This is a genomic window from Inquilinus sp. (assembly GCF_057815775.1).
This window is the reverse complement of sequence record NZ_JBYRFX010000577.1, coordinates 1-14,694: the sequence shown is the minus strand read 5'-3', so window position 1 is coordinate 14,694 and position 14,694 is coordinate 1. Positions and strand designations below refer to the sequence as shown.

The following is a 14,694-nucleotide window of genomic DNA, read 5'->3' as shown; positions in this document are numbered from 1 at the left end:
CCATGGCCGTGCACCAGGCCCTGATGTTCCGGCTGCTCAGCCCGCAGGTGACGGTGCTGGCCCACACCGCGCCACCCACTCCGGAGCAGAGCCAGGATCTGGCCCAGCGCGGAATTGCCGTGGTGAACGGGACGGTGGCCGAAGTACTGGCCGATCAGGACCAGCTGACCGGCGTCCGCCTGGACGACGGCACCCAGGTCGACCTCGATGCCGATACGGCGCTGTCGCTGGATTTCTCGCCGGCGCTGCGCCAGGTCTCGCTCGACCGCGGCCGGGCGCAGTTCACCGTGGCCAGGGATGCGGCACGGCCGTTCCGGGTCGCCGCCGGGCCGGGGCGCAGCACCGCGCTCGGCACCCAGTTCGTGGTGCATCGCCGGGATGACGAGGTCACGGTCGCCGTGACCGAAAGCGCCGTCTCGGTCGCTGTCTCCGCGGTGGAGGCGCGGGTCGCCGCGGGCGAGCAGGTGTCCTATGGCGCGGCCGGCCTCGGCGTGGTGCGGCGCAGCGCCAGCCAGGCCGAGACCGCGTGGCAGCGCGGCAAGCTGGTGTTCGAGGACCAGCCGCTGCGGCAGGTGGTGGCCGATCTCGGCCGCTATCGCAGCGGCACCATCGCCATGACCGACGGCGCGCTCGGAGACCTGCGGGTCAGCGGCATCTTCGATGTCGCCAATCCCGACGCGGCGCTCGACGCCATCACCCGCACCCTGCCGGTCCGGGTCGTCAGCCTGACCCGCTACCTCGTGCTGTTGCGGCCGGCCTGAAGTTTTTTCGGCAATCGGGGTGAGGGGGCGGGGCCGTGGATCCATCAAGTCGGCAAGGGGACGCGATTGCGTCTCACTCCGAACTCGGATGTGACGCGTGGGATGATGATGCAGTCTAATCGTTGGGGGACATCGGGCGGCCTGGCCGCAATGCTGCTGGCTTGTACCGCGCTGGCGCCGGTTGCCGCGTTCGGCCAGGCCGCGCCGGATGCAGCGCAGGTGGCGCAGGCCACCCGCTTCGACATCCCGGCCGGGCCGCTCGCCGCGGCGCTGGCGCAGTTCGGCGATGCGGCCGGGCTGCAGCTGCTGTATCCGGCCGAGTTGGCGCGCGGCGTGTCCTCGCCCGGCGTCAGCGGTGCGGTGTCGCGGGACGAGGCGCTGCGCCGCCTGCTGGCCGGCACCGGCCTGACCTGGCGTTTCACCGGCGCCAGCACCGTGACCCTGGAGCGGGCGCAGAGCGGCGATGCCGGCGAGCTGCAGCCGATCGTGGTCCAGGGCGCATCGGGCAACGCCTGGGGCCCGGTGCAGGGCTATGTCGCCACGCGCAGCGCCGCCGGCAGCAAGACCGACACCCTGTTGCTGGAAACGCCGGCCTCGGTCTCGGTGGTCGGGCGGTCGCAGATGCAGGACCAGGCGATCCGCACGGTGGACGAGGCGCTGCGCTATTCCCCCGGCATCCGCGCCCAGCCCTACGGCACCGACACCCGCTTCGACTGGTTCTTCATCCGCGGCTTCCGCGCCTATCAGGACGGCATGTTCCGCGATGGGCTGTCGCTGTTCTCGACCGCGCTGGCCGGCTGGAAGGCCGAGCCCTACGGGCTGGAGCGGATCGACGTGCTGCGCGGCCCGTCCTCCTTCCTCTATGGCGGCGGGTCGCCCGGCGGCCTGGTCAACCTGGTCAGCAAGCGGCCGCCGGAGGAGACGCTGCATTCGGCCGAGACCGGCATCAACGAATACGGCAACGCCTTCGGCGCCTTCGACATCGGCGGCCCGATGGATGCGGATGGCCACTGGTTCTACCGGCTGAGCGGGCTGGTCCATTCCGGCGGCACCGAGACCGAGAAGGCGGAGGATTTCCGCGGCTTCATCGCCCCGGCCGTGACCTGGAAGCCGAACGAGGACACGACGCTGACCGTCCTGGCCAGCTACCAGCATGACGACCTGAACCAGGCCTCCGGCTTCCTGCCCTATGTCGGCACGGCGAAGCGGGCCGGCTTCGGCCGGATCCCGACCGACCTGTTCCTCAGCGAGCCGGGCTACGACACGTTCATCCGCAACCAGGCGATGATCGGCTACGAGCTGGAGCACCGGATCGACGACACCTGGACCGTGCGGCAGAACTTCCGTTACGCCCATCTCGACCTGTTCCATGACGGCATGTTCGGCATCGGCTATGCCGACGCGGCCCAGACTCAGCTGGCCCGGCTGAACTACCAGACCCGGCCGGAGGTGAATTTCGTCACCGTCGACAACCAGGCCGAGGCGAAGTTTGACACCGGGCCGTTCCAGCACACCACGCTGGTCGGGCTGGACTACAAGCGCTACCAGATCGACGACGATCAGGCCTCCGGCCCGGCCGCGCCGCTCGACCTGGTCCACCCGCATTATGGCCAACTTCCGGGCCCGGCGTCGCGCTACGTCCTGAACCGCCAGGTGATGAGCCAGGTCGGCGTCTACATCCAGGACCAGACCAGCTGGGAGGACCGCTGGTTTCTGACCGCCACCGGCCGCTACGACTGGGTCTCCTCCGACGTCGACAACCATCTGAACGACACCAGCACCAGCTCGACCGACGGCGCCTTCACCGGCCGCATCGCGCTGCTCTACAAGTCCGATCTCGGCCTCGCCCCCTATGTCAGCTACGCCACCTTCTTCAACCCGGTGGTCGGCACCAACTTCTACGGCCAGCCGTTCGAGCCGGAGCGGGGCGACCAGGTGGAGTTCGGCGTGAAGTACCAGCCGGAGGGGATGGAAAGCTTCTTCTCCGCCGCAGTGTTCGACCTGCGCCGCCAGCACAGCACCACGCCGGATCCGGACAACATCCTGAACCAGGTGCAGACCGGCGAGGTCCGCTCCCGCGGCGTCGAGCTGGAGGCGAATGCCAACCTGGCGAAAGGGCTCGACCTGATCGCGTCCTACACCCGCTACGACCTGACCGTGACCAAGAGCAACGACGTCGACAAGGGCATGGTGCCGATCGGCGTGCCGCAGGAGCTCGGCTCGCTCTGGCTCGACTACAAGGTCCAGCATGGCGGGTTCGAGGGCGTCGGCCTCGGCGGCGGAATGCGCTATGTCGGCGCCACCTGGGCGGATGCCGCCAACACGCTGAAGGTGCCTGACTCGACGGTGTTCGACGCGGCGATCAGCTACGCCCATGACAATTGGCGGGTGGCGGTCAACGCCTCCAACCTGTTCGACCGCACCTATGTCGCCGGCTGCAGCAGCCCGACCGCCTGCTATTACGGCGACCGGCGCACGGTGAAGCTGACCCTGGGCGCCACCTGGTGATCCGGCGTCTCATGGCGCTGGCACTGGGCGCGGCGCTGCTGCTCGGCCTGGCCGCGGCACCGGCCCGGGCGCAATGGCCGCGGACGGTGACCGACATCCTCGGCCGCAGCGTGGTGATCGACCACGAGCCGCGTCGCATCCTGCTGGCCGAAGGCTTCCAGCTGGTCACCCTGGCGCTGCTCGATCCCGATCCGGTGTCGCGGCTGGCCGGCTGGGGCGGCGACCTGGAGACGCTGGACCCCGCCACCTACGCCCAGTTCCAGACGCGCTTCTCGGCGCTGGCGGCGGTGCCGCTGGTGGGGCAGGGCAGCGGCGAGACCTTCTCGATGGAACAGGCGCTGGTGGTGGCGCCGGACCTCGCCATCTTCAGCAGCTGGCAGGCGCTGGCGACCAGCCCGGAGGATGTGGTCCGGCCCTTCGCCCAGGCCGGCATCCCGGTCGTGTTCATCGATTTCTACCAGTCGCCGCTGGACCATACGGTGCCCAGCCTGCGGCTGCTCGGCCAAGCCCTGGGTCGGGAGGCGGCGGCGGAGTCCGTCACTGCCTTCATCGAGGCGCATCTGGCGCGGATCCGTGAGCGGATGGTTGGCGCCGGTCCCGGGCCGCGGGTGATGCTGCACGCTTATCCCGGCCAGTGGGCCTGCTGCTGGTCGGCCGGCACCGGCAGCCTGGGCGAATTCCTGACGCTGCTGGGCGGCCGCAACATCGGCGCCGAGCTGTTCCCGACGCCGAATGGCGGCCAGCTGAACCTGGAATATGTCATCGCGGCGGATCCCGAGGTTTATATCGCCACCGGCCTACCGCAGCTCGATCAGCCCGGCAGCATCCGCATCGGCAGCGGGGTCGACGCGGCGACGGCCAGGGCCGGGCTGGCGGCGGTGGTGGCGGAACCCGGCCTGTCCGGCCTGTCGGCGGTGCGGCAGGGGCGGGTGCATGCGATGTGGAACTTCTTCAACGCCAGCCCGCTGAACATCGTCGGGATCGAGGCGCTGGCCCGCTGGATCCGGCCGGAGCTGTTCGGCGATCTCGACCCGGCCGCGACGCTGGCGGAGATCAACCGCCGCTTCCTGGCGGTGCCGCTGCAGGGAACCTACTGGGTCAGCCTCGACGACGAGCCATAGCGCCGGACGCGGTCAGACCATCAGCCGGCTGGTCTCGCCCCCCCGGCCCGGCAGGACCGGCGCGGCCTCCGCGGCGATCTCGAGCGGCTGGTACTGGCCGATCAGCAGCACCGCCTGGGTGCGCAGCGTCTCGCTCAGCAGCACGGCGCCGCGGCCCATCTCCTCGGTCACCAGGAACAGCAGCCGTTCGATGGCATCGAGATGCTGGGTGCGCAGGGCACCGGCAAGGCGCTGCTCCCGCCGCTGCGGGTCGAGGATCGCGTCGTACAGGCGGTCGAGGTGATCGACCAGCGTGGTGGCGCAGCCGATGACGACCGCGTCGCCCTCAGTCGAGGCGAACCGGATCGGGGGTACGATGCGCGTGAGCCGATCCATGGCGCAGGGCCTTTTCCGGACATCGATCGCTCACGATCCGCCGGTTCGGGCCGTTTGGCAACCTCCGAAGCAAGGCCAGGTGGATGTTTTATCCCGCGGATTTTCCAGGGATTTTAGGGGCTGTCGAGATATCGCGCCTGGAAGGTGCCGAGATCGCGCTGGAAGGCGTCGAGGCTGTAGCCCGACTGATCGGCCGGCGGGCTGCGGTCGTTCAGGATCGCGTGCAGAATGCATTCCTGCATGCGGCCCAGGCTGCCGCCCTCGCGGGCCGCGCGCATGGCGCAGCCGATCCACTGCACCTCTTGCGGGCTCGGCGGAAAGCCGTCCTCCCAGTTCTGACGCTGGATGCGCAGCCAGAAATGCAGCGTCTGTGCAAGGCTCTGGCCGTCGCTCATCATGTGGTCCGTCGTCTGCATTACCCAGACAAAAGCCCCGGCCGTCGGTTTTGTTCCGCCGGGCACGATCCGGCCAGACCTGCAGCTGCTGCCCGCCTGCCGGTCGCGGGATCGATGGCCAATCCGTGTCCGCCAGCCGAAAGGAAGTCGTTCCCAATGCCGCAGCGTGAGGGGCCATCCCTCACTGTTGCGCCGCGGTCCCCGATCGACGCAGAGTGCGCCGATGATCGGGACCCAGACGCGCAGACGCCGGCCGGCGGCCGGGACAGCGGACAAGGCGGCCAGACCGCGGACCAAGCCGTCCGAGGTGCGGCGGCGTGAACTGCTGGATGCCGGCGAGGCGCTGGTGCTGCAGAAGGGCATTGCCGCCACCAGCATCGACGACATCGCCGCCGCCGCCGATGTGGCCAAGGGCACCTTCTACCTCTACTTCGCGTCCAAGGAGGCGCTGGTCGAGGCGCTGCGCGAACGCTTCGGCGAGCGCTTCACCGCCAGCATCGCCGCGGCAGAGGCGCAGGCCGACCCGGCGGACTGGCCGGCCCGGCTCGGCGCCTGGCTGGCGGGTGGCGTGGCGGCGTATCTCGACCAGGTCGCTTTGCATGACGCGCTGTTCCACACGCCGGACCTGCTGTCGCGCCAGCGCCGGGTCGCCGGCCACCAGGGCCCGTCGCGCGGCCTGGCCGACCTGCTGCACGGCGGCAATGCGGCCGGGGCCTGGGCCGTGGCCGATCCCGACACCACGGCGGTGCTGCTGTTCTACGCCTTCCATGGCGGCGTCGACCACGCCATCGCCGAAGGTCGCACCGGCGATGTGGCCGCGCTGATCGCCGGGCTGAAGGCTTTCTTCCACCGCGCTTTGGCGATCGACCCTCCGGCTGATTGATTCTGGGGCTAAGCCCGCCGGATCGCTTCGCCTGCGGGCTCGCGATGGCGGTGACGGTATGGGATTGGCGCGGCCGGCTCTCCCCGACGCCATCGTTGCAAGCGGACCGGATGCCCCGGAACCCCGCACCCCCTCAGGCCTGCGACGAATACCCGCCATCGACCGGGATCGCGGCACCGGTGACGAAGTCGGAGGCCCGGCTGGACAGATAGACCGCGGTGCCGGCCAAATCGTCCGGCACGCCCCAGCGGCCGGCCGGGGTGCGGGCCACCACCCGCTCGTGCAGCCCGGGCACCTCGACGCGGCCCTGCTGGGTCAACTCGGTGTCGATCCAGCCAGGCAGGATGGCGTTGACCTGGATGCCGTGCTCGGCCCAGGCGGTGGCGCAGGCCTTGGTGAACTGCACCACGCCGCCCTTGCTGGCGCTGTAGGGTGCGGCGAAGGAGGCGCCGAAGATCGAGGTCATCGACCCGATATTGACGATCTTGCCGGCGCGCTGGCGCTGCAGGGTCGGGAACACCGCCATCGAGGCCAGGAAGGTGCTGGTCAGGTTGGCGTCGATCAGCGCCCGCCACTCCGCCAGCGAATACTCCTGCGGCGGCTTGCGCCAGTTGGTGCCGGCGTTGTTGACCAGGATGTCGATCCGGCCGTGGCGCTGCAGCGCCGCCTCGGCGAAGGCCTGGCAGTCGGCCTCGACCGTGACGTCGGCGGCGGCGCCCGACACCGGCCGGCCCAGGGCCGCAAGATCAGCCACCGCGCGCTCGGTCTTGGCCGCGTCCCGGCCGACCAGCAGCAGCGAGGCGCCGGCCGCGGCCAGGCCGCGGGCGATGCCCAGGCCGATGCCGCCATTGCCACCGGTGACGATGGCGACCTTTCCGGTCAGGTCGAACATGGAATCTCCTGGTCTGGGTCGAAAACGGGGAAGGGCAGGGCGTTACTTCGCGGCAGGGCGGCCGGCCGCCTGTTCCTCGAGGATGCGCTGCTTGATGATCTCGCGCAGGGTCTGCGCCAGGTTCGGCGTGGCACTGGAGCACATCACCATGATGACGCAGGGGCCGTCGCCGACCGAGAGGTAGCCGTGCTTCATGGTGCTGTCGAGATAGACGCTGTCGCCCGGGTCCAGCTCGATCGGCTCGTAATAGTCGCTGTACAGGCGCATCCGGCCCTCCAGCACCTCGACATACTCCTCGCCGACATGGGAGCTCAGGCCGCCCATCTGCTCCGGCTCGGTGGCGCGCACCTCGACCCGGATCGGAATGATGCGCTTATGGGCCACGTCGCTGCACAGATAGGTGTAGCTGTAGAATTCGGTTTCCAGCCGCTGGCCCTCATGCTGGCGGCTGACGCTGCGCCGGGCCACCACCACCGGCGGGCTGGCGGTCTCGCCCGACGAGAACAGGTCGGCGATCTCCACGCCCAGGCCGCGGGCCAGCTGCAGGATCTTGTCGTAGGTCGGCGACAAGAGGCCGTTCTCGATCTTCGACAGGGTCGAGGCGGCGATGCCGGTCATGGTGGCGACTTCGGCCAGGGTCCAGCCGTGATGGGCGCGGCGTTCGCGCAGCAGCCGGCCCAGCGGCGGCAGGTCGTCGGTCATGACACGCTCTCGATCATGCTTTGGAATGTCTCTCCGGGTCCCGTCAGGCGGCTCACCGGCGCGCCGCCATGCTGTCCTTCAACGACAACGCGCCCAGCACCGCAAGCGACATCGTCACCAGCAGCACCAGCGCCACCAGCGCATTCACCTCCGGCGTGAAGCCGACGCGCATCATCGCCCACAGCCGGATCGGCAGGGTGGCGTCGCCGCCGACCAGGAAGAAGGTCACCAGAGTCTCGTCGAAAGACAGGGTGAAGGCCAGCAGCGCGCCGGTGACGATGGCCGAGCGCAGCTGCGGCAGCACCACGAACAGGAAGGTCTGCAGCCCGGTGGCGCCGAGGTCCAGCGACGCCTCGATCTGGCTGTTGTCCAGGCTGTCCAGCCGCACCGTGATCATGCGGTACAGGATGGCCAGCACCAGCACGGTGTGGCCGATGGTGACGGTGACCAGGCTGCGCTCGATGCCCAGCTCGCGGAACGCCACCAGGAGCGAGATGCCGGTGATGATGCCGGGCAGCACGAAGGGCAGGAAGATCACGAACTCGACCAGCGGCCGGCCGCGCCGGGTGCCGGTCTTCATGTAGTAGGCAAGGCCCAGCGCCAGGACCAGCGCCATCAGCACCGCCGCGGCGGCGACCGCCAGGGTGTGGCCCAGGGCGGCCAGCATTTCCGGATTGTCGGCCAGGCCGGCATACCAGTGCAGGCTGAAGCTGGACCAGTCGATCGCCTGGCCCTTGAGGTCGAAGAACGAGGCCAGCACCACGGCCAGCGCCGGGCCGTACAGGGCGGCGAAGACCAGGGCGGCCACCAGCCACAGGGCGATGATGACGATCCGTTCCGGGGCGGTCATTTGACCCTCGCATAGCGGGAGACCAGGGCGGCCAGGCCGATGATCGCGACCACGGCCAGCAGCAGCACCACGGCCAGCGCCGCGCCGAACGGCCAGTTGAAGGCCATGCCGAACTGGCTCCAGATCGCCCGGCCGAAGGTGAAGCCCTGGTTGCCGCCGACCATCTGCGGCGTCAGGAAATCGCCCAGCGCCAGCACCATCACGAACAGGCCGCCGACGATCGATCCCGGCAGGCTCAGCGGCAGCACCACGGTGCGGAAGGTCTGGCCCGGCCGGGCGCCGAGATCGGCGGAGGCGACGGCCAGCGACGGCGGGATCCGCTCCAGCGACAGGAAGATCGGCAGGATGGCGTAGGGCAGGTAGATCACCGCCATGGTGATCATCACGGCGGTCTGGTTGAACAGGAACACCTTGCTCGGCGCATCCAGGATGCCGGTCGACACCAGGGCCCAGTTCAGGAAGCCGTTGTAGCCCAGGATGTTGCGCATGGCGTAGATCTTGACGATGTAGTTCATCGCCAGCGGGATCACGCGGAACAGCAGCATGAAATACCGGAGCCGGCCTTCCAGCCGCCAGATCAGGTAGGCGATGATGTAGCCGAACACCAGCCCGACCGCGGCGACGATGCCGGCCAGCTGCAGCGTGCCGATGAAGACCCTGATGTAGCTCGGCTGGGCCAGGAAGGCGGCGTAGTTGCCCAGGGTGAAGTCATGCGTGACTTGGCCGTCGTTCAGCGACCAGAAGCCGGTCAGCAGGAAGGCGGCCAGCGGCGCCAGGATCAGTGCCGTGGGCAGGCCGTAGACCGCGAGCCGCGGCAGCCAGCGGCCCAGCGCACGGGCGGCGGGCGACGGCGCGCGCAGCCGGGCGGCTTGGTCCAGGGGGGCGAGGGTGTCGGCCATGGCCATCCTCACGCGCCCAGCACGCTGACATCGGCGTCGGACCAGAACACCGAGATCGGGTCGCCGACATCGGCGCTGCCGTCGAATTCCGGCGTCGGCAGGCGGATCTTGACGCTGCTGTCGCCCAGCCGGACGACGATCTGGGTGGTGGCGCCCAGGAAGGTCAGGCTCTCGACCGCGCCGGTGGCCGATCGCCGCTCCGCCCCTGGCCGCAGGCTCAGGCTCTCCGGCCGGATGGCGACGGCGGTCGGGCTGCCGGAGGCGGGGGCCAGCACGTGCCGGCCCAGCGGGCTGTCGATGCCGGCCGCACCTGCGGCCGTGGCGGGCAGCAGGTTGTTCTCGCCGAAGAACCGGGCGACGAACTCGCTGCGCGGCCGGTAGTAGATCTCCTTCGGCGTGCCGACCTGTTCGACCCTTCCATGGTCCATGACCACGATGCGATCGGACATCGAGATCGCCTCCTCCTGGTCATGGGTGATGAAGATGAAGGTGGTGCGGATGCGGCGCTGCAGGTCTTTCAGGAACTCCTGCATCGACCGGCGCAGCCCCGCATCCAGCGCCGCCAAAGGTTCATCCAGCAGCACCACCCGCGGCTCGCAGATGATGGCGCGGGCCAGCGCCACGCGCTGGCGCTGGCCGCCGCTCAGCTCGCCGGGATGGCGGCCGGCCTTGTCGGACAGGCCGACCACCGCCAGCGCCTCGGCCACCCGCCGGTCCACCTCCGCCTTCGGCCGGCGCCGCATGCGCAGGCCGTAGCCGACGTTGCGCGCCACGGTCATGTGCGGGAACAGCGCGTAGTCCTGGAACACCGTGTTGAACGGCCGCCGGAAGATCGGCGTGTCGGTGATGTCCGTCCCGTCGAGCAGGATCCGGCCGGTGCTCGGGGCGGTGAAGCCGCCGAGCATGCGCAGGATCGTGGTCTTGCCCGAACCGGACGGGCCCAGGATGGTCAGGAACTCGCCGTCGCCGATCTCCAGGTCGAAGGGCTGCAGCACGGTGACCGCGCCGTAGGATTTGCCGATGCCGGCAAGGCGGATGAGGCTTCGGAATGTCATGGCGGCCCTCTCTGACGGCCCGGGCGGTGACGATCAGTTGGCCGGCGTGGCCTTGATCTCGTTCCAGAGGTCGATGCGCTTGGAGAAGCTTTCCGGCGCCTGCAGGAACACCAGCTTGTCGGCATAGGTCAGGCCGATCGCGGCGTTGGCGTCGGCGTTGGTGGTGTTGCCGTAGCCGGTCTTCTCGCTGATGTAGGTGCCCACCTTCTTGTCCAGCATGGCGTCGACCCAGGCCTGGGCCAAGGCGGGGTCGCGGGCGCCGGCGCTGATCGCCCAGCAGTCGATCCAGCCGATCGCCCCTTCCTTCGGAATGACCAGCGCGGCGTCGATGCCCTTCTTCTGCAGCTGCGGCACCTGCGGCTCGCCCATCGACATCATCAGGTCGATGCCACCCTGGGCGAAGATGCTGACGCCGTCGTCGAAGCCGGCATAGTAGGACAGCACGGTGCGCTTCTGGTCGATCAGCTTGGCCTTGATCGCGGCGAACTGGTCGTCGGTCAGGTTGAATGGGTCCTTGTAGCCCAGGGCCAGGGCTGTCGTGACGATGGCGTTGTTGGCGTCGTCCATCGCCAGCACCCGGCCGGCATATTTGTCGTCCCACAGCACCGACCAGCTGTCGGGCGGGGTCGGGAACGCCTTCTTGTCGTAGATCAGCGGGATCGAGCCCCAGGCGAAGGGCACGGCATAGGTCTTGCCGTCGAACACGATGGCCGAGACGTCGTGGAAGGCCGGCAGCAGGTTGGCGGCGTTCGGGATCTTCGACAGGTCGATCGGCTGGACCAGCTTCTCCTGCACCAACCGCTTGTAGGACGAGGTCTCGATGGCGATGACGTCGTAATCGTCGCCCTTGCTGGCGGTCATCTTGGCGAAGATCTCGTCGACGCTGCCGGTGTAGGTGATCTTCACCGTGGCGCCGGTCTTCTTCTCGAACGCCTCGACCCAGGGGGCGTCGGCATAGCCCTCCCAGGTCAGGATGCGCAGCTCCTTCTCCGCCGCCGCGGCGGGCAGGGCCACGCCAGCCAGCGCCGCAAGAATGCAGGCGCCCATGACGAACTCACGCCGTCTCACCATCTCAGCCTCCTGTTTGTTCGTTCTTTGATGTCAGACCTTGGCCGCGCCGAGCGGCTTCTCGGCGTTGGCGTAGTCGATCGCGGTGCGGCGCCAGCCGGCCGCGTGCTTGTCCCAGTACAGCGTCTTCAGCCGGGCGCTGACCGGCCCCGGCCGGTCGTTGCCCATGACATGGCCGTCGACCCGGGACACCGGCATGACGCCGCCCGCGGTGGTGGTGCAGAACATCTCGTCCGCCTGTAGCAGGTCCTCGCGCCGCAGCGGCGCGATCCGGGCGGGCAGGCCGATCTCGTCGCACAGCTCCAGCACGGACCGGCGGGTGATGCCCTCCAGGGAGCCGCGATCCGGCGTCAGCACCGCGCCGTCGCGCACCACGAAGACGTTGAAGCCGGGCCCTTCGGTGACGAAGCCCTCGGCATCCAGCAGCACGGCGGTGTCGGCGCCCTGGTCGTGCGCTTCCAGCAGGCCGCGGGTCAGATCGCCCCACTGGTAGTTCTTGATCGTCGGGTCGACCGAGCTGCTGGCGACGCGCGGGATCGAGGCGATGTGCAGATGGGCCCCGCGCTCCTGCACCGCCGGCGGGATCACGTCGATCCAGGGAATGGCATAGGCGATGAAGCTGTTGTCGCAATCGGCCGGCCGGCGCGACCCGAACACCCGGGGCCGGCCGCGGGTGCAGATCATGGCGACATAGGCGTCGCGCAAGCCGGATAGGGCGACGCAGCGCGCCACGATCGTCGCGATCTCCGCCCGGTCATGCGGCGGGGCCAAGCGCATCCCGGCCAGCGAGCGTTCGAACCGGTCGAGATGGTCGGCCAGGCGGAAGAAGCCGCCATCCCGGACATGCACGACGTCATAGGTGACGTCGGACCGGGTGAAGCCCCAGTCGAGCACCGAGATCTTGGCATCGGCAGCCGGGACATACGCCCCGCCGACGAACGCCGCCCCGGCCGAATAATCGTGTCCGCTGTCGGTCATGCGCCGCCCTGTCTGCCCGGCCGTTGCGGCCGGTCCCTTGGTCTGGATTGGCCGGCAGCATGCGCAACGAATGTCTCATTGGCAATAGAAATTTCGTATACGAATTTTTGTTTGACCTTGCGAAATCGACGTCACATTCTCTGCCGCAGCCGCCCGGCCGCTATAAGCAACCGGTGCAGACGATCCAAACGGGGAAGCGACATGGTTTCAGCGACGGACACGGCCGCGCTTGGCTCGACAAAGCTGAGGGTGACGCGGCTCGGCCTCGGCACGGCGCCGCTCGGCGGGCTGTACGAACCGGTCAGCAACGCGCTGGCGGATGAGACGATCGCCAAGGCCTGGGATCTCGGCCTGCGCTTCTTCGACACCGCGCCGCAATACGGCAACGGCCTGTCGGAACGCCATCTCGGCCGGGTCCTGGCGGGCAAACCGCGCGACAGCTACGTGCTGGCGACCAAAGTCGGCCGGCTGCTGCGCGTGCCTGACCAGGCGCAGGAGGACGCGTTTTACAAGGGCACCCCGCCGGAACGGCCGGTGTTCGATTTCAGCTATGACGGTGTGACGCGGTCGCTGGAGGAAAGCCTGGAGCGGCTGGGCGTCGACCGCATCGACGTGCTGCACATCCACGACCCCGACGATCACTACGACGCCGCCGTTGCCGGCGCCTATCGCGCCCTCGACAGGCTGCGCGCCGACGGGGTGATCGGCGCGGTCGGCGCCGGCATGAACCAGGCCGAGATGCTGGCCCGCTTCGCCCGCGACGGCGTGTTCGACTGCTTCCTGCTGGCCGGCCGCTACACGCTGCTGGAGCAGAACTCGCTCGATGATTTCATGCCGCTGTGCGAGGCGCGCGGCATCGGCGTCATCATCGGCGGCGTCTACAACAGCGGCATCCTGGCCAACCCGAATATCGGCGCGAAGTTCAACTACCAGGACGCCGATCCGGCGCTGATCGTCCGGGCCCAGGCGCTGGACGCGGTGTGCCGCCGCCACGACGTGCCGCTGAAGGCCGCGGCGATCCAGTTCCCGACGGCGCATCCGGCCGTCGCCTCGATCCTGACCGGCGCGCGCAACACGGCCGAGCTGGCGGAGAACGAGGCGCTGTTCCGCCACCCGATCCCGGCCGATCTGTGGGCCGAGCTGCGCGCCGAGGGCTTGATCGCCCCGGCGGCCCCGACTCCATGATCCGCCACGCCGTGACCATGCCCGCCACCGAATTCAACAAAGGACCTGCACCATGCTGATCGGCATCGATCCCATCCTGAGCCCGGACATCCTGCACGGCCTGCGCGCCATGGGGCATGGCGACGAGGTGGTCATCGCCGATGGCAGCTTCCCGGCCGAAACCGTGGCCCGGCGGCTGGTGCGGATGGAGGCGGCCGACCTCCAGCGCATGCTGGCGGCGGTGCTCAGCGTGCTGCCGATCGATGAATCCGAGCCCGACCCTGTCGTGGGGATGGAGGTGATCGGCAACCCGACCGAGGTGATGCCGGCCCACACCCTGATCCGCGACGCGCTGGGCCGGGTCGCAGGCGGCCACCAGCTGACGCTGCTGGAGCGCTTCGCTTTCTACGACCGGGCCAAGCAGGCCTCGCTGGTGATCGCCACCGGCGAGCGGCTGTTCTACGGCAACGTCATCATCCGCAAGGGCACGGTGGCGGCGTAGCGGGTCTTCACGGGCGCTGTCACGGCGCCCATGCTCCGCTACGTTGGGCGCGGTTGAGGAGGAGGGATCCATGATCCGCTGCGCCTTTGTCGAATGGCCCGAAGGGCTCGATCCCGCTGGTGCCGGGTGGGATGCGGTCCGCCGGCAGGTCGAGGCGGCGCGGCCGGACCTGCTGGTCACCAACGAGATGCCGTTCGGCCCGTGGCTGGCCGGCGCGCAGCGGTTTGACCGGGACGCGGCGGCGCGCAGCGTCGCGCTGCACGAACGCGGCCTGGAAGCGCTGGGCGCCCTCGGCGTGCCGGCGGTGATCTCGTCCCGCCCGGTCCTGGCCGGCGACCGGCTGGCGAACGAGGCCTTCGCGCTGGAGGCCGGCCAGGTGCAGCCGCTGCACCGCAAACGGTTCTTCCCCGAGGAAGCCGGCTGGTATGAGGCGACCTGGTTCCGGGGCGACGGCGGCTTCGACCTGCATCGGGTCGCCGGGCTGGCGGTCGGCGTGCTGCTGTGCACCGAGCTGATGGTCAACGAGCATGCGCGGCCCTAC

Annotated in this window: 16 protein-coding genes; 7 read left to right on the top strand and 9 right to left on the bottom strand. The window is 69.3% G+C overall.

Annotated features, from left to right (window positions below; genetic code table 11):
- The 3 genes from AC3XYG_RS20165 to AC3XYG_RS20155 all read left to right on the top strand — a co-directional run.
- Positions 1–761 (top strand): FecR family protein (locus AC3XYG_RS20165; RefSeq protein WP_489141654.1); only part of this gene is annotated, 761 nt, incomplete at its 5' end.
- Between the two features lie 102 nt (positions 762–863).
- Positions 864–3,269, top strand: a complete 2,406-nt coding sequence (locus AC3XYG_RS20160; protein ID WP_489141653.1) for a TonB-dependent siderophore receptor — start codon at positions 864–866, stop codon at positions 3,267–3,269.
- Positions 3,266–4,390 (top strand): ABC transporter substrate-binding protein, encoded by a 1,125-nt coding sequence (locus AC3XYG_RS20155; protein ID WP_489141652.1) that lies wholly within the window; start codon positions 3,266–3,268, stop codon positions 4,388–4,390. The genes AC3XYG_RS20160 and AC3XYG_RS20155 overlap by 4 nt, the downstream gene beginning before the upstream one ends.
- Positions 4,391–4,402: 12 nt before the next feature.
- On the opposite strand, the gene AC3XYG_RS20150 is transcribed toward AC3XYG_RS20155, so the two are convergent.
- Both AC3XYG_RS20150 and AC3XYG_RS20145 read right to left on the bottom strand, forming a co-directional pair.
- The gene (locus AC3XYG_RS20150) at positions 4,403–4,765 is read right to left on the bottom strand and encodes a hypothetical protein (protein WP_489141651.1); all 363 of its coding nucleotides are present in this window, start codon (positions 4,763–4,765) and stop codon (positions 4,403–4,405) included.
- A gap of 113 nt (positions 4,766–4,878) precedes the next feature.
- On the bottom strand, positions 4,879–5,457 hold the full coding sequence (locus AC3XYG_RS20145; protein ID WP_489141650.1) for a hypothetical protein: 579 nt from the start codon (positions 5,455–5,457) through the stop codon (positions 4,879–4,881).
- A gap of 10 nt (positions 5,458–5,467) precedes the next feature.
- On the opposite strand from AC3XYG_RS20145, the gene AC3XYG_RS20140 reads away from it, so the two are divergent.
- On the top strand, positions 5,468–6,043 hold the full coding sequence (locus tag AC3XYG_RS20140; RefSeq protein WP_489141649.1) for a TetR/AcrR family transcriptional regulator: 576 nt from the start codon (positions 5,468–5,470) through the stop codon (positions 6,041–6,043).
- Between the two features lie 133 nt (positions 6,044–6,176).
- On the opposite strand, the gene AC3XYG_RS20135 is transcribed toward AC3XYG_RS20140, so the two are convergent.
- Genes AC3XYG_RS20135 through AC3XYG_RS20105 form a run of 7 tightly spaced genes read right to left on the bottom strand, consistent with a single transcriptional unit; the run spans position 6,177 to position 12,487 of the window.
- Positions 6,177–6,935, bottom strand: a complete 759-nt coding sequence (locus tag AC3XYG_RS20135) for a glucose 1-dehydrogenase (RefSeq protein ID WP_489141648.1) — start codon at positions 6,933–6,935, stop codon at positions 6,177–6,179.
- A 42-nt stretch (positions 6,936–6,977) separates the two neighbouring features.
- Positions 6,978–7,637 carry a helix-turn-helix domain-containing protein gene (locus AC3XYG_RS20130; protein WP_489141647.1) on the bottom strand — a complete coding sequence of 220 codons (660 nt, stop codon included), beginning with the start codon at positions 7,635–7,637 and terminating at the stop codon, positions 6,978–6,980.
- A gap of 52 nt (positions 7,638–7,689) precedes the next feature.
- Positions 7,690–8,487 (bottom strand): ABC transporter permease, encoded by a 798-nt coding sequence (locus AC3XYG_RS20125; RefSeq protein WP_489141646.1) that lies wholly within the window; start codon positions 8,485–8,487, stop codon positions 7,690–7,692.
- Positions 8,484–9,386 (bottom strand): ABC transporter permease, encoded by a 903-nt coding sequence (locus tag AC3XYG_RS20120; protein WP_489141645.1) that lies wholly within the window; start codon positions 9,384–9,386, stop codon positions 8,484–8,486. The genes AC3XYG_RS20125 and AC3XYG_RS20120 overlap by 4 nt, the downstream gene beginning before the upstream one ends.
- Before the next feature lie 8 nt (positions 9,387–9,394).
- Positions 9,395–10,441 carry an ABC transporter ATP-binding protein gene (locus tag AC3XYG_RS20115; RefSeq protein WP_489141644.1) on the bottom strand — a complete coding sequence of 349 codons (1,047 nt, stop codon included), beginning with the start codon at positions 10,439–10,441 and terminating at the stop codon, positions 9,395–9,397.
- A 33-nt stretch (positions 10,442–10,474) separates the two neighbouring features.
- On the bottom strand, positions 10,475–11,512 hold the full coding sequence (locus AC3XYG_RS20110; RefSeq protein WP_489141643.1) for an ABC transporter substrate-binding protein: 1,038 nt from the start codon (positions 11,510–11,512) through the stop codon (positions 10,475–10,477).
- Positions 11,513–11,542: 30 nt separating this feature from the next.
- Positions 11,543–12,487 carry an aminotransferase class IV gene (locus tag AC3XYG_RS20105; RefSeq protein WP_489141642.1) on the bottom strand — a complete coding sequence of 315 codons (945 nt, stop codon included), beginning with the start codon at positions 12,485–12,487 and terminating at the stop codon, positions 11,543–11,545.
- Positions 12,488–12,688: 201 nt separating this feature from the next.
- Here AC3XYG_RS20105 and AC3XYG_RS20100 point away from each other — a divergent pair, with 201 nt between their 5' ends.
- The 3 genes from AC3XYG_RS20100 to AC3XYG_RS20090 all read left to right on the top strand — a co-directional run.
- Positions 12,689–13,672 (top strand): aldo/keto reductase, encoded by a 984-nt coding sequence (locus AC3XYG_RS20100; RefSeq protein ID WP_489141640.1) that lies wholly within the window; start codon positions 12,689–12,691, stop codon positions 13,670–13,672.
- 52 nt (positions 13,673–13,724) lie between these two features.
- Positions 13,725–14,153, top strand: coding sequence for an RbsD/FucU family protein (locus AC3XYG_RS20095; RefSeq protein WP_489141639.1), 429 nt, complete (start codon positions 13,725–13,727; stop codon positions 14,151–14,153).
- 70 nt (positions 14,154–14,223) lie between these two features.
- Positions 14,224–14,694: hypothetical protein (locus tag AC3XYG_RS20090; RefSeq protein WP_489141638.1), on the top strand; the 471-nt coding region annotated here is incomplete at its 3' end.